This window comes from Stenotrophomonas sp. STK17_22 (assembly GCF_051983905.1).
GTDB classification, from domain to species: Bacteria; Pseudomonadota; Gammaproteobacteria; order Xanthomonadales; family Xanthomonadaceae; genus Stenotrophomonas; species Stenotrophomonas maltophilia_A.
Genome location: NZ_CP197010.1, coordinates 2,766,407 through 2,784,962, shown reverse-complemented (window position 1 = coordinate 2,784,962; position 18,556 = coordinate 2,766,407). Strand labels below are relative to the sequence as shown.

The following is an 18,556-nucleotide window of genomic DNA, read 5'->3' as shown; positions in this document are numbered from 1 at the left end:
TAATAGTCCGGTCATTGATTCTGCCGCCGACTCCGGGCCTAATCGGTGGAGGGGCAATGACGTCCCAGCCGACGCTGTGTCGGGTCTAGCCAAGGAGGGTGCAGAGCATGCAACGCCACATATCCGAAGGGCGTAGTGCGCAGTACTACGCGCTTATTGAACCGTTGAACGAGCCAGAGGAAGGCGAAGAAGATCGAGGGGCGCCGTTGCTCATTGATGCGATTCCGGTAGATGGAGCGAAGAACTATCTGGAGTCAGGGGCGGATCTCTCCTCCCTTGATTTCCTGCTGGCATATGCGGAAGAGGGGAGGGGGCCAACCGACCAGCTTCTGTATGAGACGATCCAGCTGATCACACTCTCCGATACTCCCTCTGACGGGGCGATCCCGGTGTCAACGGCCGTTCTGGACGATCGTGGTGACGGCGAGCGAGAGCAGCTGTTCATGACGATTGAGAAGATGTCGCCTCAAGATGTTGAGGTCTGCGGAACAATAGGCAGGTTTTCCGTCGGCAAGCCTGCAAGTGAGGCTGGCATCAGAAAACTGCTGAAGAATGCAGAAGCGGGAGTACCCCATGGTATCGCGATCTATGATGTAGGCCAGGCAAACTTCAACGCGGTTGTCGATTGCAACGAACATCCTCGCCTCTTCTTTGATTTCGGCCGCCCGATTGGGCTCAAGGCCAGAACCAAACCACTGCTTGTCAATTTCAATCCTCTTGCGTTCAATCATGCTGAACCAGTCGTGCTCTCTCATCTGGATCAGGACCATTGGCTGTTTGCTGTGGAGTCCGGTCGGGCAGCCTGGGACTCAACAGAAAAGTACTGGAAAACAGCCCCGAAGTATCGCGATAGTGCCCTGCAAAGGAAGTGGATTGTCCGTCTGCCAAAGGGTGTTCTGTACTGGGGAAGCCACATTCATTTCCTGCGGACGCTAGCGAGTAATGGTTCACTTTTCGTCTGGCCTGAAGGGAGTGTCCACATTCAGGGGGCGAGCATCGGAATATGGTCCTGTTCGCCCTCCGCCGGCTCACCGAACACCCAGAGCTACCTGAAGAACAACAGCTCGCTGGCACTCAGGGTTGATTCTGCACATTCCGCCGCCGTGTTGTGTGGTGATGCCGACTACGGCTCATTTGCCCCAGGAGTTTTCGTTGGTGTAACTGCTGTAGTCGCTCCACACCACGGAGGTAAGATTCAACTCGGCGCTACACCAGCCGTGCGGGGGCCAGGTCGCATGGTCCTCTCGACATATGAGAATGCCTATCCGAGCGTGCCCCATGACCAAACCATCGCCGACGCGCTGAACAATGGATGGTTCGTAACTCGCACGGATGCAAGACATAGCTGTGGCCGATGCGGCGAGGTTCATGGCCACAAGTACATTCCACTCGCTGGAACCCAGCCAGAATGTGGATGTGGAGTTGTCACTTCTGCGCAGATCTGCCTGCCGCACGTGCAATAGGACTCCAGCTGGCTACAACATGTACGGAATCTTGAACGCCAACGTGAAGTCCGGCGCATCCGGGGTCAGCCCGATGCCCAGCAGCGTCACCAGCGTGGTGTGCTGGTTCAACGCATAGGTCACGCCCAGGTTGAGTGATGCCGCATTGGCATCACTGCCGATTACCTTCATCCACTTGCCGCCCTGGAAGCGGGTGGAAGCGCGTGCGCTGATGCGGTCACTGAAGGACAGGCTCAGGCTGGTCCGCTCGTTGAATGCGAAGGCCACGCCTGCGCCGAAGTACACCGAGCCGCCCAGCTTCACATCGCCCGGGTTCACCGTGTCCGGATTACTGTCGATGTCGTTGAACCCGCGCGGGATGGAGTGCACGTAGCCGATGTTGGCAAACAGGATGGCCGGGTCGGCGGTCTTCACCATCGACAGGCCCAGGTTGGCCTGCCATACGCCATTGCCAGTGGGTTGCTCGCGCGGCACGGCGAAGCGGATGTAGTCGTCGTCATCGCGCTCGATCACCTTCCAGTCCAGGCCGTAGGGTGCGCGCCCGGTGGGGGCGGTGACGCCGGCGGTAAGCACGGTCTCAGGACGCCAGCCGCGTTCGCCGAACAACCGGTAGTTCGCACTGAGGCCGATATCACCCAGGCCGTTGCCGTTGGTCTCTTCCTGTGCAATGGCGGCCGCTGCTCCGCCGGCGCCGCCCTTCTGGTATACGGTGCGCCGGGCCAGGTAAGGCACGTCCAGGTTGAGCGTCAGGTTCGGGCTGACACCCCAGCGGGCCGCCACGTTGTAGGTCAGCGAGTCGGACTCCACGTTCTCGATGGCGATATTGCCGAGGAAAATGGCGTCCAGCGCGAGGAAGCCGTTGAGGGTGAGCTGCTTGCGGTCGTAGCGGGCGTAGGTGAGGCTGTTCTCGATGGTGAAGCGGCGGGAGAACAGGGCCGATTGCTGTTGCTTCACGTCGTCCACGCTGCGCCGCGACTCCTGCTTGGCCTGTTGCGCCTCGGCGGCGGTACTGGCGTAGCCCTCGCTGCTCGGAGGGACCGCGGCGGCGGCCGCCTGCGCCAATGGTGCGGCCGGTGGGGCTGTGACCGGGCCAACCCGCCCGCTCAAGCGCGCCTGCATGGCCTGGACCTGCATGTCCAGTTCGCGCAACCGCCGCACTTCCTGTGCGTAGTTGGCCTTCAGCTGTTCCAGCTGGTTGGCCAGGGCCTGCACGTCAGCGCCATCGTCGGACGTCGGCGGTGCGGCAAGGGCGGTGCCCGCCAGCGCCGCCAGCGCCAACGGGGTGATCCTCATCAGGGTGTGCATGTTGGTGTCCTGCGTTGTGGAGCGTTTCCCCCAATGCCAGGCCCTGTTACTGGCCTGGCCCCATGCCGCGGTTCAACGCAATCGCCTGGGCCACGTTCTGGCTCAACGGCAGGTTGCTGCCCACGGCGTTGCGCACCAGCTCCAGCCGCAGCTGGTTACTGGCGATCTGGCCGTCACCGGCGAGGGCGATACCCTGGCCGACGCTGCCATTGCGGATCCACTGCTGCACCAGCCCCTGGCCATCCACCTGCAGCAGCAGGCGTGCCTGGTTGCCTTCCAGCACGGCGGTCGCGCTGGCGCCGGCCTGCTGCGCGGTGACGTTGCCTGCGCCATCAGAGAGAACGGCTGGCACGCCACCCTCGCGGACGGTCAGCGTGGTGACGTTGCGCGCGACATTGCCATCGCCGGCCACCTGCACGCTCTGCACCAGGCCGCTGGCGTTGGCCAGGCCGCTGCTGTCGATGCTGCGTCCGTGGGTATCGGGCAGCGGCGCATCGGCTGCCGTGACATGCACGCTGGGCTGGAAACTCAGCTTCGGCGCGCCACCACCACGGAAGTCCATGCCCAGGGTGAGGCTGCCCTGCAGCGTCGCGCCGTTGCTGGCCTGCCACTGCGACACCATGGTGACCCCGAACCAGGCAACGTTGTTGCCACCCACGGTGTAGCGCCCCCGCATCAGGCTCAGTTCCGGGTCCGGAATTTCCTTCAGGCCGCGACCGGGAGCACCCTCTGCCGCCTGCAGAGGCAGGGAAGGGAAGGCCAGCAGCAGAGCCATCATCATCGGTTGGCGGAACATGGTCGAACCTCCTTCAGAACAGGTCGGCGTGGCTGAAGCCGAAGTCGACCAGTTCTGCATCGGTGATCGGCCCTTGCCGCGCGTAGAGCGCGCGGGCGCTTGGCCGTTCGCTGGGTTGCAGAAGAGCGGTGTTGCGATCGAAGTCGCTGCCGATCACCACGAAGACCGCGCGCGATGGCCAGGCGGCCAGGAACTCCGGAAGGGCCAGGCTGCGGTTGCCCAGGATCGGGTCGGCCACTTCCACGATGCCGTTGCGCACCTGCTTGAGCACCACGAAATGGCGGAAACCGCGCACGTCCATCAACACCAGTCCTGGCACGCGAAGGGTGCGTAGTCGTGTTTCATCGATGCGGTAGCCCCGACCGCGCATGCCCAGCGATTCCACGTATCGCTTGATGTCGAGCAGCGAGAAGCCGCGCTCGGCTACCAGAGCGGGATCGGAGACCCCCATCATTCCCTCGATCACCGTTGCCTCGTCGGTATCAAGGTGGTAGGCGTGGCGCAGGATGGTGGCCAGCGCGGCGGCCCCGCAGCTGTAATCGGTGTGCTGCCGCACCACGTTGCGGTAGCGCCGCTCCTGCATGCTCTCCACCTTCTGCTGCAGCAACGCGCCATTGGGCAATACGCCGCTGAAGCGCACCTCGCCCGCCCACGCGGAGGCGGTACCCAGCAGCAACAGCATCGCCAGCAGGCGCATCGAGAGGCGGCAACGGATCATCACGTTCTCCGGCAGCAGGGGGGAGCCCCTGTCCCAAGGGGGAGGAGGAACAGGGGCTCCCGGGGACCCGGCCATTGGCGGCCGGCCGGGGTGTTGCGCTTACTCGCCGCTGCCGCCACCGCCGCCGGTGCTGGGCTGGGCGACGGCCAGGGCCAGGCTGTTGGCCTGCAGGTTGCCGGTGCCCGCAGCAACGTTCACGCCGATGTTGCCGGAGGCGCCGGAGAAGGCACTGCCGGACAACGCCGAGGTGTTGGTGGCGTTGACGTTCACCCAGCGCGTGGTGCTGACCGTGCCGCTGAGGCTGGCGTACAGATCGGCCACGCCCAGTTCGACGAACTGGCTGGTGCCACTCTCACGCGTATCGAAGCCCAGGCCGCCCACTCCCGGCCGGTTGGGGTTCATCGTGGCGTTCTGGATCTCGTTGTCCAGGTCGATGTGGCCGGTGCTGTTGCCACCCGGATGTGGCAGCTCGCCATTCCATGTATCCAGATAGTAGTTGGCCATCTGATAGGCGTTGCCGGTGCCGCGGTAGGTGCCCGCGCCATAGGCCAGCGTCAGGCCGCTGACGCCGCCACGCATGCCGACCTGCACGGTATCCGTGTAGGACTGCACGAAGCCGGCATTGCTGACCGTGTTGCCGGTGGAGACCTGGTTGGAGCTGATGCTCGACTGCGCCACCGCGGTGGTCGCTACCGAGGCCGCGAGCGCGTTCTTCTGCTCGTTGTTGTTGCCCGAGGCGATGTTCACGCCGATGTTGCCCGAGGCACCACCGAAGGCGTTGCCGCCGAGACCTGCGGCGTTGGTGACCCCGGAGTTCATGGTGGCGTTGCCGAAGCCGGCCTGGTTGACGAACACCTCGGCGTCGGCCATGCCGAAGCTGAAGGACGCGTCGGCAGCGGACAGCGACGCGGCATTGTCCTGCGCATTGTTGTCGCCGGAGACAACGTTGAAGCCGAGATTGCCCGAGGCGCCGGCACCCACGCTGTCACCGATGGAAGCACTGTTGGTGACCAGGCTGTTGCTGGTGGCGTTGTTGCTGATCGACTGGCGGTTGTCGATCACGGCAATGGCCGCCGAGTCGAGGTCGATGTCGCCGGTGATGTTCGGGTCACCGGAGAAATTGATGTCGGTGCTCAGCCGCAGGTCCTTCTCCAGGTTCACGTCGACGCCGTGGTTGTTCTTTTCCTTGCGTTCGTCGGCCTGGATGTTGCTGTGTTTCTGCACATTGACATTGACGGTGCGGTTGCGTACGTCGTTGTCGGTGTGGTTGTGGGTGTCGTTGCGGGTTTCGCTGACGGTGTGGTTGTGATTGATGTTCGCGTTGGCGTTCTGGTTGTCCCAGCCATTGGCCGCAGCGGCGGTCGAGGCAGTGGCAATCGCCATGGCGAGCATGGTCTGTTTGACGGTCGCTTTCATGGTGCCCTCTCTCTCATCAGGTGGTGCATCGGTTGGGTGGTTGTCACGGGCGGTCCTGCACGACCAGGCCCAATACGTTGGCCGTGTCGTTGCCGTTGCCCGCGATCTGATTGAGTTGCAGGACCCCGTCGAATCCCCGCAGTGCGGTGCTGGCTACACCTGCGCTGCGGGTGCCCGTCGCGACGCCGTGACCGGTGTCGTCCCGCCCCCCTGCCAACACGGAACCCTCGGCGGCCAAGGCCGTATCGTCGGTTTCGCGTATGCCCTGTCGGGCCAGCGTCGCGCTGACGACGTTGAGCGTCGTGTTGGCGATGCCGCTGGCCTGGTTGATGGATGCGATGCCACTGGCACCGGCCAGTGCGTCACCGCCAATGAATGCAGTGGCCTGCAGCGGCCCGGACAGCACGCGGTTGCCCTGCTGCAGTTGCCGCGCATTGATCGCGACGTCGGCGCGATGACCCTTGGCGATACCCCGTAGGTTGGCCTGCACGTTGAGGTCGCCGGCGGCCTGGTTCACAGCGATGGCGCCATTCGTTCCGGCAAGTGCGTGGCCGTCGATGCGGGCCACGTCGAGATAGGCGAGCATGCCGCTATAGTCGTCGGCCCGGGTCGCCCAGGGCGCGGCAGCGAGCAGCAGAAGCAACCCGTGCAGGGGCTTCATTTTCCACCTGCCGGGGCCGTGCCCTGCAGCGGGAACTGGGCCAGTGCGCCGCGCACGGTATCGGCGATACCGCGGGTGCTGCTGCCGACCGCACCGAGCGGCCCACTCATGGCGCCCCCCAGATTGCTGCCGACCATGCCGTCGCCACTGCGGCCCAGCGTGCCGCCCAGGGCCTGCTGGGTGACCCGTTCAACGGTGGTGCCACCCGGCGCCGTGATGGACGCGGCCTGGCCGGCGCCCATGCCGGCATAGTCCTCATCGCTCAACTCGTCCATGCCGGTTGTTGTGCCGCCGGCACCCAATGCGGTGGCGATCTCGCGCTGCGGCTTCGGGTCGGCAATCAGCGCCATGCCCGGCGGTGCCATGCGATATGCCGGGCGCGCGGATACATCCCGCAGCAGGACGATCTCGCCCGGTTGTGCCTTCACGCCTTGGCGGGCGCCGGATGCGGATGCGCCCGCGCCAACCGACAGCAGGGCCACTGCCAGTGCTGCGGCCAGGCCGCGAATCAGGGTGGAGCCGTCCATGCCGATCTCCCGCGATGGGTGCGGCGGAACCACGCATCAACCGTGCCAACTTCGAAGTGCCCACCGGCCAATGTCGGCACCGTGCCGCACCTGACCGGGCTGCTGCCACGCTGTTACAGGCACGTCGCGGAATTGTTGGGATTTCGAAGCCCCAGGCACCGCAGGGCAAGGGCCGCGGGCGACTGTCGCATCCGTGTTACAGGTGGCGTCGCGGTCTGCAACGGTGCCGCTTCAGCCAGGAATTTCTTGACGCACTGCTCATTGCGCCGCCGTTTAGGGAAGCGCTAGGATCCGCCCAACAAAGGCCGCCCCGGTGGCCGTAGAGGTCCCGGCGGGGGGCGGCACGCCGGTGATTGCCTGACAGTCCGCCGACGGTGTCCGGATGCTGGGGGAAGCATGGCAGCGGTCCCGGAGGCTTCAACGTCACGTTGCGTGCTCTGGTTTGGCGAGCCGTTGGCGAACGAGCGCAGTGCGCTGGCGGCAGCAGGCTGGTATGTGCGCAGCATCCGTCCCGATCCCGCCATGGCGATTGGCCTGCGCGGGCGCGATCGCTTGCTCGCCGTGCTCGATCTGCGCCACCTCGATGCGGTCGCGCTGCAGCTGCTGGTACCGTGGATCGAGCAGCACCAGCATCTACCCTGGCTGGCGGTACTGCCACCGGGTGCCGGACCTGCTTCAGCGGCCTGGCTGCCGTTGCTGCAGCGATGCTGTGCCCGCTTCACGCTGCCGTTCGGCCTGCAGGATCTGGTCTGCGCAATGCGCCAGCAGTTCGACGCAGATGATCCGCCTGTCGACGCAACCTGCAGCGGGCAGGGACCGCACGCATTGATTGGTGAAAGCGCTGCGCTGCATGCGGTGCGCACGGTGCTGCACAAGTTCGCGCCGGTGGAGCTGCCGGTGCTGGTCACCGGCGAAACCGGTACAGGCAAGGAACTGGCCGCACATGGGCTGCATGCGTTGTCGGGGCGTGCTGGGAGACCTTTCATTGCGGTGAACTGTGGTGCGATTCCGGCCAACCTGGTGCAGTCGGAGCTGTTCGGCCACGAACGTGGCTCGTTCACCGGTGCCGACAAGCGGCAGATCGGCGTGTTCGAATCCGCGCACGGCGGCACGGTGTTTCTGGACGAAGTCGGTGACCTGCCGTCGGAGGCACAGACCAGCCTGTTGCGTGTACTGCAGGAAGGCACCTTCGAGCGCGTCGGCAGCAGCCAGCCGTTGCGGGCGGATGTGAGAGTGCTGGCTGCCACCCACGTGGAACTGGAACACGCGGTGGCGCAGGGCCGGTTCCGCAGCGATCTCTACTACCGTCTGAACGTGCTGCGCCTGCTCATGCCACCATTGCGTGAGCGCGGTGCCGATGTGCAGCTGCTGGCCGAACACTTCCTGCGCTGTTTCCGGCAGCGCCACAGCGTGCGTGCACGCGGCTTTGCGCCGGCCGCACTGCAGGCCATGCGGCGTTTCGAATGGCCCGGCAACGTACGCGAACTGCTGAACCGTGTGCAGCGTGCAGCGATCATGGCCGAGGGCGAGCTGATCAGCGAGCGTGACCTGGAGCTGGGCGCATCGGTGGCGGTCCTGCCTGGGGCGATGCTGCACGATGCGCGGGGGCAGGCCGAGCGCGATGTGCTGCTGCAGACCCTGCGCCAGACCGGCTACAACGTTTCCGAGTGCGCGCGGCAGATGCAGATCTCGCGGGTGACGGTGTATCGCCTGTGCCGCAAGCACCGGTTGGAGCTGCCTGCGCAGCGCTGATCAGCCGGCCGCCAGGTGCTTGAACAGGCGCAACGGCTTGCCCGTGACGCGCTCGATCACGCCCTTGGCTTCCAGGTCCAGCTGCACGGCCTTCAACCACCAGCCGGCGGTGGCGCCTGCCGGGAACAGGGCGGCGGGCAGGTGCGGCAGCAGCGCCTGCTTGGCCTGCGCAACGGTCAGGCCTGGCGGTTGCGCAGGCAGGGCCTGCAGCAAGGCATGGCGCATGGCGAGATACTTGGCACGATCCACACGCTGGGTGTGCCCGGGCGCGGTGATGCTCTCGATCTCGATCCGCTCGGGCTCAGACATGGCTATCTCCCGCGACTTCGATGCGAGGGCTGCGGAAGCCCATGGCGATCCACGCCTTCATCAACCGTGCATAGAACCGCAGCGACCGGGTCTGCAGGTTCGGCACATCGTCCGGAAGGACAGACGCATCAGGAAGATCACTGACCATCGTCCGCATCTCCACGGCGGGTCTTGTCGATGCGGGCCACAACAGGCCATACAGGCTCAGCCAATGGCCGCCACTGAACTCCAGGAACAGCGGCGTATTGCAGCAGCCCGCCAGGACGCGGCGGCTGCCGCCCCTGCTGGACAAGCGCAACGCACGCAGCATGGAATGTCCGGCGTCGATGCTGACGCGATCCTTGCGGTGCATTACGAAAAGCGTCTGGCCGTGCGGGCCCAGTACTTCGGGTGCTCGGGGCAGCGACTGCAGCATGGCGCCGGCCTTGCGGCAGCTGTCGCAGCAGCATTCGACGGTGGCAATGGGTTGGCCCGTGGCGGTCAGGCGGACCTGGCCGCAGGCGCAGGCAAGGGACTGTTGGGAGGGCATCTGCATTTTCTCCTGGGGTACTCATCCTCTCGACGAACCGGGGCGCCGGGAATCGACAACATCCGCCTTCAAGGGCGCTTCATCCGGTAGTGGATGCGGTACAGGTCCAACCCTGCACCGTCCGCACGCCGCGCCGAATAGGTCAACGTGCCGGGTTGCGAGCCATCCAGCATCGCGCCGTAGCTGTTGCCGGAGGTCTCGTTCAAGGGCGAGGGCAATGCATGGCCCGCGTCATAACGGCCTCCACGTTCGTAAGCAATGAACTGGCGCACCGGTGCGCTGCCGAAGTCGAGAGCGCGGGCAAAGACCACAGTACGGCCATCCCCGAGGAAGGTGGCATCGAACTCCTGCGCCGAGGTATTGAGGTCTCCGGGCAGTGGCCGCGCGGGCTGCGCCTCACCACGGACGATCGCTGCGACGTAGAGGTCATGGCCACCCGCACCGCCTGCACGATTGCTGGAGAACAGCAGCGTGGCTGCGTCTGGTGAGAGCATCGGCGCGAACTCATCGGCCGCGCTGTTCACTGCGGGGCCAAGATTGACCGGTTCCCCGAATCGGCCGTCGCTCCCCACGCTGACCCGATACAGATCGTCACCACCCTGGCCGCCTGCTCGATCCGAACAGAAATACACCACGCGGCCATCGGCGGAAAAGGCGGGATCGAAGTCACGTCCCGGCGTGTTGAACGGCACCGGCGTCGCAGGCCGCCAGCGCTGCCCGTCGTGGCGCGAAACCCATATGTCATACCCGCCCGGACCGCCGGGCCGGTTGCGGCTGAACCACAGTGCGGTTTTTCCGTCCGGGCTCAAGGTCAGTCGAATCTCGTCGTACTGCGTGGATGCAACGCCCGGAGCAAAGCGCTCAGCCGGGCCGACGATCTGCAACACCCTGGATGGAGACGCGCCAGGCGATGCAGACACCAGCAGCATCACGGCCAGCAGCGCCTTCATGCCTGCCGCTCGAAGTCGCTGACCCAGTTGGTTTCCCAGCTGCGTCCACCATCGGTCGAGGCCGCCTGTTCCCAGCGCGCCGAACGCGGGGTAATGCGTGACCAGATCACCCGCGTCTGGATCGCTCGTCCGTCGTGCTGGTCTTCGCCAAAGAAGCGACCGACACCGGCCTTGAAACCACCGCGCAGCGGCGCGCCGATCCGGGTCGGTTCCCGGCCATCCAGCCACCAGCTCAGCCAGTGCCGCTCAGCCGCATTCCAGGCGCGGATGCCCATGCCGCGCAGCGGCGCTCCTGGCATGTTCATCAGATTGTCACCTACGTTGCCGAATCCTCCCAGTACCGGCCAGTTGTGCAGGGTGCCGTTGAACGCGTCCCACGCATCGCTGCCTGCCAGCCTGGCGCGCAGGCGACGATGGCGCACGTTCCAATGGCCCACCAGGAAATCAAAATCGCCCGGTGCATCCGGCAGCTTCGGAAGCGGCGAGGGGGCCGCAGCCGTGCGGCGGAACCAGTTGCGCCAGTTCACCTCCCAGTGCGCACCGGCATCGTCGGAGAATGCCTGTTCCCACCACGGCTCCTCGCCATGGATGGCGTGCCACCGGAACCACACGTCGATGGGGCGTCCGTCGATCCGGTCGGTGCCGCGGAAGCTGCCGGCATCGCCCTTGAAACCGCCGCGTACGGGGGCTTCGATATGGGCAGGATTGCGGCCATCGATCCACCAGATCGACCATGTGGAAGACACCGGATCAAAGGCACGCACGCCCAGGCCCCTGTAGGGACCCGAGGGCAGTTCCATGACGTTGTCATCGATGGTGCCGAGCCCGCCCAGGGTGAGCCAGACCGCGCTGGCGCCGGTGAAGGCTTCCCAGCGGGTATCGCCCACCAGCCGCTCCTTCAGGCGTTGGTGCCGGACCTGCCAGTTGCCCTGCAACCATTTCCAGTCTTCGCTGTGACTGGCCAGGGCCCACCCGGCGGGCAGGGCGGTGGACGCGGCCGTGGCGGCCAGGGTGACCAGGAACTGCCGTCGATCCATATGCGTGATCCCCTACCGAAGGTGCCCCCATGGTTGCGGGTGCGAAGGGGATTGACCACGCAGATATCGGGGCTCAGGCTAAGTCACACTTATGGTCACCCAACGCCAGCTGCCATCGCTTGCCGCCATCCGCGCCTTCGAGGCGGCGGCGCGGCTGGGCAGCTTCGCGCGTGCCGCCGAGGAGCTCGACACCACTGCGGCATCGGTGAGCTATCACGTGCGGCGGCTGGAGGCCCAGACCGGTACCTGCCTGTTCCTGCGCCACGCACAGCATGTGGAACTGACGGTGGTGGGTGCCAGCGTCGCGCAGGAAGCCACCCGGGCATTCGACGCACTACGCGCCAGCTTCATGCGCGCCGCTGGCATGGATGCGGCGCGACTGCGCCTGTCCGTACTGCCAACGCTGGGCACCAGTTGGTTGACGCCGCGGCTGGGTACGTTCCGCGCCCGCCATCGGCAGCTCCTGCTGGAACTGGATCTGTCGGCAGAGCCGCAGGATCTTGCCGCCGGCCACTTCGATGCCGCCATCCGCAACGGGCATGGCGAGTGGCCTGGGCTGCAGGCCACGCCCTTGTTCCCCAGCGTTTTCATGCCGTTGTGTGCGCCGGCGCTGCTGCCGGCGGCCCGTGGGCTGGGCAGCACCGCGCTGGAGATTCCCCTGCTCGGTCGGCCGGACTGGTGGGCCCTGTGGTTCGCCGCGCACGGGCACCTTCCACCGCCGGCACCAGGGAGTCTGGTCACGCCCTTCGCCGTCGAGCATCTGGATGTCGGTGCCGCGATCGCAGGGCAGGGCATCGCCATCGGTTCGCCGATCCTGTTCCAGGCCGAGCTGGAGAGCGGGCGCCTGGTGCAGGCGCATCCGGGTGTCGCCAGCGACGGTCGCAGCTTCTGGTTCGTGGCGCCCTCGGCGCGGAGTGGCAGCGCCAAGGTCATCGCATTCCGTGACTGGTTGGTCGAACAGGCCGCCGAGGCACGGCACGCAGCACGCCATCATCTGGCGCAAGCGGTGACGCCGTGAACCAGAGCCCCGAACTGCTGCGACGACTGCTGCGTGCCAAGGACCGGATGGACCGGGCCAGCCATGAGGAATGGCCAGTCACACGCCTGGCCGAGGTCAGTGCGGTGTCGCCGGCGCACTTCGCCCGCTCGTTCAAGCAGGCATTCGGGCTGCCGCCGCACCGGTATCTTCTCAGCCGGCGCATCGAACGGGCCGTGGCGATGTTGCGTGACACCGACCTGCCGGTCACCGAAATCGCCGTGCAGACCGGGTGGAGCAGCCTGGGCACCTTTGGCCGCATCTTCCGTGACATCACCGGTGACAGCCCGGGCAATGTGCGTGAGCGTGAGCGTGCAGGCCAGGCGGCGTCGGCCAGCGTGCCGGAATGCCACGCACGTGCCGCACAGCGACCGGACCTGAAGATCGCAGTTTTGGAGAAGCGTCGCCGCGAGGCGGTTGCTAACGTGGACCCCACCTGAGGGAGGTCCCATGACGAACACTGTGAACACGGTCGGCCTGTATGTGCGCGACCAGGATGAGGCGCTCGCGTTCTATGTCGGCAAGCTCGGCTTCGAGGTGCATACCGATGTACGCAACGGCAGCTACCGCTGGCTGACGGTACGCAGCCCGGGCCAGGACGGTTTCCAGCTGGGCCTGTTCGTGCCTGGCCCGCCCACCCACGATGCGGCCACCGCGCTTTCGCTGCAGCAGCTGGTGGCCAAGGGCGCAATGCCGCCGCTGGTGCTGGCCGTGGATGACTGCCAGGCGCGCTACACGCAATGGCTGGCGCTGGGCGTGGAATTCACCCAGGAGCCGATCGAGCGCTATGGCGCCGTGGATGCCGGATTCCGCGATCCATCAGGCAATGGCTGGAAGATGATCGAAGCCCGCTCCGAGACGAGGCGCCGGCAATGAGCCGCGGTAGCTGGGCACGGCCGGTGCACCGTTGGACCTCGATCGTGTTCACCCTGGCGGTGATCGCCAACTTCGTAGTGCGCGCGATGGGACAGGGCGAGCCTGCGGCGTGGCTCACCTACTCGCCGTTGCCACCCCTGTTCCTGCAACTGTTCACCGGCCTTTACCTGTTCGTGCTGCACTACGCCGGAAGGCGCCGCAGCGCCGCACTCGGCGCTGCGGGCTGAGGCAAGGTCAGGCGACCGCGTCGACCGCATGGGCGGCAAGCAGGGCGGGCAGGTCTTCCATGCGCTGGAAGATCACCTGTGCACCCGCTGCACGCAGGGCCTCCGGCGTACTGTGGTGCGGACCGCCTTCACTGAAGCCGAACACGGTTGCGCCAGCGGCCACACCGGCCGTTGCACCGGTAACAGTGTCCTCGATCACCGCGCAACGCTTCGGGTCCACGCCCAGCGCAGCGGCGGCGGCCAGATAGACATCCGGATGCGGCTTGGTGTGCGGCATGTCCTGGCCGCTGAACACGTGGGCCCCGAAGGCATCAAGGATGCCGACCTTGCCCAGCTGCAGCTTCACCTTGTGCAGATCGGCGCCGGACGCGCAGGCAATCCGGCCGCCGGTGAGCACCGCGATCGCACGCACCGCCTCGGGCGCACCCTGGATGGCAACCAGGTCACGTTCCAACGCGCGGTTGCGCTGCTGGCGGAACTCTTCCAGCCATTCCTCGGTGAACGGCTTGCCGGTGCGTTCTTCGATCAGGCCGGCCAGATGGGCCACGGACTGGCCCAGGAACACCTCACCGGCCTGCGCCGGGGTCAGCGGCCAGCCGCGCTCGGTCAGCATTTCCGAGAGCACGCGGGCGACCAGCGGCTCGGAATCAACGAGTACGCCATCGCAGTCGAACAGCACGGCATCGAAGGGGAAACGGGACATCTACAGCTCCAAGGGGCAATGCGGTGGTGCAATTGCCCGCCATTTTCCCACAGCCATCCTTGCGTGGCACCCGGAGCGGGTGCCACCCATTCCCGGCAGGCCGATCAGCCCAGATCACAGCCCGCCGGCTGCGGCCAGGTGGTGGCCGGCAGCATGTTCTTCAACGAAGCGGGCGCGTTGATCGCCACATAGCTGGCGCCCAGCAGCTCCTCCAGGTCGGCGATGGTCACCAGGTAGCTGTCCAGGCTGCCCAGGTTCGCTTCATTCGGGATGATCCAGCTGATCGCCTTGGCGGTGCCGGTGTTCGGATCGCGGGTGATGATCGTCTTCCAGAAGAACTCCGGGGTCGGAATGCCGTGGCTGGCAAGGAAGTAATCGTTGGACGCGTCGGCGTAGACCACGCCGCCGTAGACATCCACCGGCGCGATGTCGCGGTAGCACTCAGCCACGTTTTCGGCCTTCACCCAGACGCCCTGATTGAAGCTGGAAACCTGCGGAACGATGTTGGTCATGTAGTTGGCGCGACGGATGTAGGTCGCGTTGTAGTCCATGTGGTTGGAGGTCACCAGATGGCCGCGGTCATAGCCGCTGCGGATGCTGGCATACGACGCGGTGCTGTTCTGGCCGAGGCAGCCGGCCGGCAGGTCCGGGTCTTTGTAGAAGCTGGACGGGCGCGCGGCGGAGCCGGTGTCGGCGGTGAGCGTGTACTCGTAGCGGGTGGCGCTGTGGATGCTGCAGTCGTAGGTGAGCACGAAGCCGCCCCTGTTGAGGGTGACGACCTGGGCCTGGGCGGCACCGGCGAAGGTACTGAGGACGAACGCGAAGAAGAAACCTGCAAGGCGCATTGCGATTCTCCAGCAGAGGATTCAGGACGCAGCCGCCCGCCACGACCGGGCCGGAGCGAGGTCATGTGAGGACACTGCGGAGTCGGGTAGTGCGGAATGCGTGGGACGTGACCGCGATGACAGGGCCGCGGAGGCCGTGCGGTGTCGTAAGCGTCACAAGCTGTCGTCTTTCGGTCAATGGCGAAACGACGAAGCTGTGACAGCGCGCAAGCACTGGAGATGTGTCAGATCATGCGGCGCGTGGATGAAACGCAGGCGTGCTAGGACATCGCGCCGCCTGTAGCGATGGTCAGGGGTTCGTCTTCAACACGTAGTCGCCCTTGCGTGTTCCCGGCACCAGCGACCATCCCGGCTTCAGGCTCAGCGACCACCCCGGCCCCTCCAGTGGCGGTTCAGCACTTGCCGGGGCCTGCACGAATACGACCTTCCAGTCGCTCTGCAGCAACGCACCGTCGGTGACATCCAGGCTGCCCCAGACGTCGGACAGCCGCATTGCTGGATACACCATGCCTTGGCCTGGCAACGGCTGCATGGTGTTGGGATCGAACTGGATGCGCATGTTGCGCAGATCCAGGCGCACGACCGGGCCTGTCACGAAGCGCGCACGGTTGTGTTCCAGCTGCGCATGGCGCTGCTGCTCGCGCAGCGTTTCGGCTTCGTGCAGCTCTGGCCCGTCATAGCGCGCGGCAGCCGCTCCCAGCGCGGTCGCGTCCAGCTGCAATGGGGCCTGCGTCACTTCGGCCAGACGCGTGCCGAGATCGCGAGACTGGTGGGCGAGGTCGCCGCGCCAGCCAGGTGCCGCCTGGTCCAGCAGCAGGCCATAGGCCGGGCCGGTGGCATAGGCGAAAGAGCGGACGAAGCTGCGATCACCCACGTGTGCGCGAAGGTCATGCAGTGCCGCCTGGATACGTGTCGACGGCGTCGGATTGCCGACGAACACGCCGGTGTACTCGGCCAGGCCCTCGTTCAATTCCAGCGCCGCTTCTTCCTGCGCGGCCGCAGGGAACCGGCGGTAGCGCTCGGCGCGGAATGCGAGCGCGTCCGTCATCGCAGTGTGCTGCGCTACTGCATCGGTGGATTCAAGTGCGTCCGCAAGCGCGCGCCATTCCAGCTGCAGCCAGTAACGTCCTTCAAGCGTGTCGAGGTGTTCGTTTCCACCTGCCGCCGGCGCGATGATGGGCAGCGCCGGCTGCAGGCGATGGAACATTTCGTGAGCCAGCAGCGTACTGCGTCTGGACGCGTCCTGCGGCAATGGCCAGAGCAGCTGCGTCCAGCGTGTGCCGGACCAGTCCACGGCGGTGTTGGCGACGATCGCATCAGACGGAAGCTGGCCTGCGAACACATTGCCGCGCTCCTTTAGCGCACCTTGTGCGTCTGCCTGCGAGGCGATGACCTGCCGGCTCTTTGGATCCACCAGCATCATCGGCCCGCACAGGGACTGACCCCACAATCGACCCCGGTCTCCGTTGCAGAGCTGTTCGGCGCGCCGGAAGACCTCGCGGGCCGCCGCGTCGGAGAACGCCTGCTCGTTGGCCATCACGGTTCGTTGCGCACATAGCGCCAGTACAGCGAAGAGCAGGAAGCGTGACCTCATGACGTCCATTCATCCTTGGGGCCCAGCTCTCATAGCATCGATCCCATGGGCCGGCAATGCAGCAAACGTCATGTTGCGTCGCAAGGTGCCACCCACCATTCGCACTGGTACGGTCCAACCCGTTGCACCACCACCGACGGGGACAGACGACGATGCGCAAGGTATTGCTGCTGTTGATCCTGCTGACCGGACTGGCGCCCACCGCCTGGGCCGCTACGGTCAAGACCACCCACCGGACCATTCCCAGCTGGGATGGAACGCCTCTCGGGGCCTTCGTCATCGAACCGCAGGACGCGGGCAGCGGGCGCTATCCACTGCTGGTGATGCCCAGCAGCTGGGCGGTACCCAGCGTGGAGTATGTGGGGGTGGCGCAGTCGCTGGCGCGGCGCGGCTATGTGGTGATCAGCTACAGCTCGCGGGGTTTCTGGGAGTCCGGCGGCAGCATCGACATCGCAGGGCCAGCCACGGTCGAAGATGTCAGCGCCCTGATTGATTGGGCGCTGGACAACACCCGCGCCGATCCGGCCCGGATCGGCGTTTCGGGCATCTCCTACGGCGCAGGCACCAGCCTGCTGGCGGCGGCGCGCGATCCACGCATCAAGGCCGTGGCGGCGCTGAGTGGCTGGGCCGACCTGCAGGCCTCGCTGTACAGCAACGACACCCCCAGCGCGCAGGGCATCGCCTTGCTGGTGGCAGCCGGCCTGGCCACCGGCCGCCCGGGACCGGAACTGACGACCATCAATCGCAATGTACTGGTCGGCAACTACCAGGGCGCGGTGGATTCGCTGTTGCCGGTGGCGGCGCAGCGCAGCCCTGGGGCCAGCATCGATGAGATCAACGCCAACCAGCCAGCGGTGTTCCTCGCCAACGCCTTCAACGACAGCCTGTTCCCGCCGGGCCAGCTGGTCGATTTCTTCACCCGGTTGAAAGGCCCCAAGCAGTTGCAGCTGCGCCATGGCGATCATGCGCTCAACGAAGCCTTTGGCGCTCTGGGTGTTCCCAACGAGGTCTACGATTCGGTGGGCGACTGGTTCGACCATTACCTCAAGGGTGAAGCCAATGGCATCGACCGCCAGCCTGCAGTACAGCTGAAATCGCAGAAGGGCAGCTGGAGTACCTATCCGAACTGGCAGGCGACCAGTTCCGGCGCTGTCAGCTATGCGCTGAGCGCGGCCAAAGGACTTCTGCTGCCCACGGGCGGCCTGGTCGCGAGCGGCAGCAGCACCGGCTGGAGTTACCGGATCGGCAGCGGGCTGCTGACCGCCGCCAATTCCGGCGTGGCGATGGCCTCCGGTGCATTGCAGATGATCAACCTGCCGCCCGGTGCCTATGTGCCCTTCGTGGGCCGCAACGCCGCAGGTGTCTGGCAGGGGCCGATCCAGTGGAGTGCGCAGCGCCTGGATGGAACGCCGGAGGTACGCTTGACCGTCACGCCCAGCCGCGCCAACACCACGCTGTACGCCTACCTGTACGCCGAGGATGTGCTGGGCAACGGCCAGCTGATCAGCCACAAGCCCTATACGCTGCGTGGTGCCACGCCGGGGCAGGCGAAGACCATCGACCTGCGGTTGGAAGCCAGCAGCTGGAACCTTCCGGCCGGCAGCCGCCTGACCCTGGTGGTGGACACCGTGGACCTGCGGTACGCGGGCATCAGCCAGCTGGGTGGCACGGTGACTTTCAGTTCGCCGGCCAATGCGCCATCAGTGTTGAAGGTGCCGTTGCATTGATGGAAGGCCGCGCCCGTTGCGGCGGGCGCGGTACGTCAGGCAGTAGAACTGCGAGACTGGCGTTTGTTCCGGGGAAGGGAAGAAT

At 65.8% G+C, this 18,556-nt stretch carries 20 protein-coding genes and 1 pseudogene; 7 read left to right on the top strand and 14 right to left on the bottom strand.

Annotated features, from left to right (window positions below; genetic code table 11):
- Nucleotides 1-107 precede the first annotated feature (107 nt).
- Nucleotides 108-1,463: a hypothetical protein gene (locus tag ACSYS9_RS12990; protein WP_143048195.1), complete on the top strand. Its 1,356-nt coding sequence runs from the start codon at nucleotides 108-110 to the stop codon at nucleotides 1,461-1,463.
- 12 nt (nucleotides 1,464-1,475) lie between these two features.
- Here ACSYS9_RS12990 and ACSYS9_RS12985 read toward each other — a convergent pair whose 3' ends face one another.
- From ACSYS9_RS12985 to ACSYS9_RS12960, 6 genes are all read right to left on the bottom strand, one after another.
- Nucleotides 1,476-2,768, bottom strand: coding sequence for a transporter (locus tag ACSYS9_RS12985; RefSeq protein ID WP_032127219.1), 1,293 nt, complete (start codon nucleotides 2,766-2,768; stop codon nucleotides 1,476-1,478).
- A gap of 46 nt (nucleotides 2,769-2,814) precedes the next feature.
- Complete coding sequence (locus tag ACSYS9_RS12980) at nucleotides 2,815-3,564, bottom strand: hypothetical protein (protein ID WP_049461055.1); 750 nt, start codon at nucleotides 3,562-3,564, stop codon at nucleotides 2,815-2,817.
- Between the two features lie 13 nt (nucleotides 3,565-3,577).
- Complete coding sequence (locus ACSYS9_RS12975; RefSeq protein WP_032127221.1) at nucleotides 3,578-4,282, bottom strand: C39 family peptidase; 705 nt, start codon at nucleotides 4,280-4,282, stop codon at nucleotides 3,578-3,580.
- A 99-nt stretch (nucleotides 4,283-4,381) separates the two neighbouring features.
- The gene (locus ACSYS9_RS12970) at nucleotides 4,382-5,698 is read right to left on the bottom strand and encodes a hypothetical protein (protein ID WP_012511147.1); all 1,317 of its coding nucleotides are present in this window, start codon (nucleotides 5,696-5,698) and stop codon (nucleotides 4,382-4,384) included.
- A 43-nt stretch (nucleotides 5,699-5,741) separates the two neighbouring features.
- Nucleotides 5,742-6,359 carry a hypothetical protein gene (locus ACSYS9_RS12965; protein WP_071228318.1) on the bottom strand — a complete coding sequence of 206 codons (618 nt, stop codon included), beginning with the start codon at nucleotides 6,357-6,359 and terminating at the stop codon, nucleotides 5,742-5,744.
- A complete protein-coding gene (locus ACSYS9_RS12960; RefSeq protein WP_049422221.1) occupies nucleotides 6,356-6,886 on the bottom strand; it encodes a hypothetical protein in 531 nt (176 codons plus the stop codon). The genes ACSYS9_RS12965 and ACSYS9_RS12960 overlap by 4 nt, the downstream gene beginning before the upstream one ends.
- 396 nt (nucleotides 6,887-7,282) lie before the next feature.
- Here ACSYS9_RS12960 and ACSYS9_RS12955 point away from each other — a divergent pair, with 396 nt between their 5' ends.
- Complete coding sequence (locus ACSYS9_RS12955) at nucleotides 7,283-8,638, top strand: sigma-54 interaction domain-containing protein (RefSeq protein WP_071228317.1); 1,356 nt, start codon at nucleotides 7,283-7,285, stop codon at nucleotides 8,636-8,638.
- Here the strand turns inward: ACSYS9_RS12955 and ACSYS9_RS12950 are convergent, their stop codons facing one another.
- The 5 genes and pseudogenes from ACSYS9_RS12950 to ACSYS9_RS12930 all read right to left on the bottom strand — a co-directional run bounded on the left by ACSYS9_RS12950 (nucleotide 8,639) and on the right by ACSYS9_RS12930 (nucleotide 11,463).
- Nucleotides 8,639-8,947 (bottom strand): DUF6958 family protein, encoded by a 309-nt coding sequence (locus ACSYS9_RS12950; RefSeq protein WP_071228316.1) that lies wholly within the window; start codon nucleotides 8,945-8,947, stop codon nucleotides 8,639-8,641. It abuts the gene before it with no gap.
- The gene (locus ACSYS9_RS12945; RefSeq protein WP_256200930.1) at nucleotides 8,940-9,362 is read right to left on the bottom strand and encodes a hypothetical protein; all 423 of its coding nucleotides are present in this window, start codon (nucleotides 9,360-9,362) and stop codon (nucleotides 8,940-8,942) included. The genes ACSYS9_RS12950 and ACSYS9_RS12945 overlap by 8 nt, the downstream gene beginning before the upstream one ends.
- 45 nt (nucleotides 9,363-9,407) lie before the next feature.
- Nucleotides 9,408-9,476, bottom strand: a pseudogene (locus ACSYS9_RS12940) (hypothetical protein); the annotation flags it as partial.
- 68 nt (nucleotides 9,477-9,544) lie between these two features.
- Nucleotides 9,545-10,426 (bottom strand): TolB family protein, encoded by an 882-nt coding sequence (locus tag ACSYS9_RS12935; RefSeq protein ID WP_071228314.1) that lies wholly within the window; start codon nucleotides 10,424-10,426, stop codon nucleotides 9,545-9,547.
- Entirely contained in the window at nucleotides 10,423-11,463 is a 1,041-nt protein-coding gene (locus ACSYS9_RS12930; protein ID WP_071228313.1) for a hypothetical protein, read from the bottom strand. The genes ACSYS9_RS12935 and ACSYS9_RS12930 overlap by 4 nt, the downstream gene beginning before the upstream one ends.
- Nucleotides 11,464-11,554: 91 nt before the next feature.
- Here ACSYS9_RS12930 and ACSYS9_RS12925 point away from each other — a divergent pair, with 91 nt between their 5' ends.
- Genes ACSYS9_RS12925 through ACSYS9_RS12910 form a run of 4 tightly spaced genes read left to right on the top strand, consistent with a single transcriptional unit; the run spans nucleotide 11,555 to nucleotide 13,602 of the window.
- Nucleotides 11,555-12,481 carry a LysR substrate-binding domain-containing protein gene (locus ACSYS9_RS12925; RefSeq protein ID WP_049461072.1) on the top strand — a complete coding sequence of 309 codons (927 nt, stop codon included), beginning with the start codon at nucleotides 11,555-11,557 and terminating at the stop codon, nucleotides 12,479-12,481.
- The gene (locus tag ACSYS9_RS12920; RefSeq protein WP_049401498.1) at nucleotides 12,478-12,939 is read left to right on the top strand and encodes a helix-turn-helix domain-containing protein; all 462 of its coding nucleotides are present in this window, start codon (nucleotides 12,478-12,480) and stop codon (nucleotides 12,937-12,939) included. The genes ACSYS9_RS12925 and ACSYS9_RS12920 overlap by 4 nt, the downstream gene beginning before the upstream one ends.
- Nucleotides 12,940-12,949: 10 nt before the next feature.
- Nucleotides 12,950-13,375, top strand: coding sequence for a VOC family protein (locus ACSYS9_RS12915; protein ID WP_071228312.1), 426 nt, complete (start codon nucleotides 12,950-12,952; stop codon nucleotides 13,373-13,375).
- Entirely contained in the window at nucleotides 13,372-13,602 is a 231-nt protein-coding gene (locus ACSYS9_RS12910; protein ID WP_071228311.1) for a hypothetical protein, read from the top strand. Before ACSYS9_RS12915 ends, ACSYS9_RS12910 begins: the two co-directional genes overlap by 4 nt.
- A gap of 7 nt (nucleotides 13,603-13,609) precedes the next feature.
- Here the strand turns inward: ACSYS9_RS12910 and ACSYS9_RS12905 are convergent, their stop codons facing one another.
- The 3 genes from ACSYS9_RS12905 to ACSYS9_RS12895 form a co-directional block, all read right to left on the bottom strand.
- Nucleotides 13,610-14,305, bottom strand: a complete 696-nt coding sequence (locus ACSYS9_RS12905) for an HAD family hydrolase (protein ID WP_049401501.1) — start codon at nucleotides 14,303-14,305, stop codon at nucleotides 13,610-13,612.
- A gap of 104 nt (nucleotides 14,306-14,409) precedes the next feature.
- Nucleotides 14,410-15,150, bottom strand: a complete 741-nt coding sequence (locus ACSYS9_RS12900) for a DNA/RNA non-specific endonuclease (protein WP_071228310.1) — start codon at nucleotides 15,148-15,150, stop codon at nucleotides 14,410-14,412.
- A gap of 289 nt (nucleotides 15,151-15,439) precedes the next feature.
- Nucleotides 15,440-16,744 carry a hypothetical protein gene (locus ACSYS9_RS12895; protein WP_428992372.1) on the bottom strand — a complete coding sequence of 435 codons (1,305 nt, stop codon included), beginning with the start codon at nucleotides 16,742-16,744 and terminating at the stop codon, nucleotides 15,440-15,442.
- A 152-nt stretch (nucleotides 16,745-16,896) separates the two neighbouring features.
- On the opposite strand from ACSYS9_RS12895, the gene ACSYS9_RS12890 reads away from it, so the two are divergent.
- Nucleotides 16,897-18,471: a S15 peptidase family protein gene (locus ACSYS9_RS12890; protein ID WP_071228308.1), complete on the top strand. Its 1,575-nt coding sequence runs from the start codon at nucleotides 16,897-16,899 to the stop codon at nucleotides 18,469-18,471.
- Nucleotides 18,472-18,556: the final 85 nt, after the last annotated feature.